The sequence below is a fragment of the Streptococcus mitis bv. 2 str. SK95 genome, from assembly GCF_000222705.1.
GTDB classification, from domain to species: Bacteria; Bacillota; Bacilli; order Lactobacillales; family Streptococcaceae; genus Streptococcus; species Streptococcus mitis_AY.
Window position 1 is genome coordinate 1 of sequence record NZ_AFUB01000061.1, and the last position, 2,059, is coordinate 2,059.

The 2,059-nt window shown below is 27.8% G+C and carries 2 protein-coding genes; both read right to left on the minus strand.

The window, feature by feature from the left end:
- Positions 1 to 118 precede the first annotated feature (118 nt).
- Positions 119 to 1,330, minus strand: coding sequence for a hypothetical protein (locus HMPREF9965_RS11815; RefSeq protein ID WP_000226615.1), 1,212 nt, complete (start codon positions 1,328 to 1,330; stop codon positions 119 to 121).
- A gap of 495 nt (positions 1,331 to 1,825) precedes the next feature.
- Positions 1,826 to 1,993, minus strand: a complete 168-nt coding sequence (locus tag HMPREF9965_RS13240; RefSeq protein ID WP_004244231.1) for a hypothetical protein — start codon at positions 1,991 to 1,993, stop codon at positions 1,826 to 1,828.
- Positions 1,994 to 2,059 lie beyond the last annotated feature (66 nt).

Below are 2,059 nucleotides of genomic sequence, written 5' to 3' on the forward strand. Positions count from 1 at the left end.
CATAATTGTAATTCCCTTAAACTGTGATTTAATATTTTCAACTATATTTTTCAGAAAATCTAAATTATAACACATAAAATCTGTATCATTATATTCTTGTAATTGCTGTAAAAATTTATCAATCATCATCTATTATAATCTCTCCAAAAGAAGAAACTTCAATCCTTCTCTCTAGTTTCTTAAAGTAATAATATTGTGAACAAAAAATTGGTAACATAGATCTAGTAAAAGAAGTATAACTTGCTATTTTTGTGAAATTTCCAAGCTGAAAATCTTTTAAAATCTGCTTCTGTAGTTCACTCGATACATCTGGAAGTATATCTAACAACAATATATTCAAATTATCAATAACTGGAAACGTTATTGATAAAACAATATCAACATTGTTCATATTTTCAATTAATAATTGTAAATTATCAAATTCTACAATAACCGAAGATACCGCATATCTTTTGAGCAAAACTTTCTGTAAAGCAACTGCTATCTTTTTATTAGGAAAATAGTTTGAATAACCTATCTTTACTGTGCCTAATACACTAGACCTCTTATTGGGAGTTTTTATAATACGATTTTTGCTCTCACTTCCTAAAAAATCAGAAACTGGAATCAAAAACGGATTATTTTTAATTTCTTCATGCAATAGTTTTCTGATTTCTTCAAAATACTCTCCAAACTGCTGATTAAAAAATTTCAAATAATATACAAGGCTACCTCTAACTGATTCCAATTTATATCTATCAAATAGGTAGCTATTATTACTACAGTCAGTTAGTAATAATTCGTTTGGATGCGAAAAAGCTGTTAAATCAAGATTCCCCTCTTTTAAGAAACCAATCGTATTTTCACAACTTTTATTAACTAGAAAGTTATAAGTTTTATCCTCTGAAATAATTTTAAATCCATCTTGGTTTTTTATAAATTCTCCTTTTTTTATTGGTTTCCCCAAAAACGTCACAGGGATGATAAAATGAGATTGGAATACTTCTTTGAAAAAGTCCAGGCTTGTCCTCGTGTATAACCGAAAAGCATCCTGAGAAACAACAACTACCTTTTCAATAAAAATCAAATATTTAAAATATGGAGTTTTCTCATGTATATGTCTATGAAAACATTTTACGAAATTTTCTGAATATATATTTCGTTCTAAAAAGTAATCAAAAAGTCTTATTTCAATAATATTTTTATCAAGATTAACTATTTTACAATTTATCTCATCTTTTAACCTATAGTATAGGAAGTCTGAAATAATTTTAAAATTAAAGTCAGTCGATATAAATGGATCAATACTCAACGGATAGTCATCAATCTCAAAAAAGTAGCTCGCCACCATATTTCTCCTTACTTAGAATGTATACATATAATAAAAAGAGTCAAAGCTAATTCTACACGAGCCTTAACTCCTTTTATTACAAGAAAATCATAAAACAATGATACTCAAGAATATCTTCAATTAATTCATGATTTTTATATTAGCAGCGCCATACTATGGAATCATAGCATATTATTAACACAAATCTTTGTAAAACCTGTAATCATAGATGCAAGACAACAAATATGATTACAGATTTCACAGATACTTAAACAGTGCTAAGTTCGAGTAGTTAGCAATTCAAAGGCTGTTGATAAAAACAAATCTTCAAAACTGGTTTCTTCAAAAGCTGGTAGATTTTCTTCAGCAGCAAAGTCGATTTCATCATGCAACATTTTTCTATCCTCCTTTGTTAGTTTAGTTTTTCCCTAGGAGAGGAAAACTTATATAAACCTCATTACAAAAATAAAGTCCTATCGTGCAATGTTCTCTCTTACCTAAACAGTTGAGTTCCCCTTAATCAGCTTTTCCAACATCAAGTCCAGTGGAAAAAATACGATACTGATAGTTGTTATAACTATAACTAGTATTTGGTAATCTTGTACTATAGGTTGTTTTGTTTTGAACACCCAGAGTTAATGCAAAAAGAGATACTAAAAATAATCTTAAAAATTTTTTCTTCATTCCACTCAAATCCTTTATCTTTATGATTTCATTTTATCACCATAAAATTCTTTTGTCAATTATTTT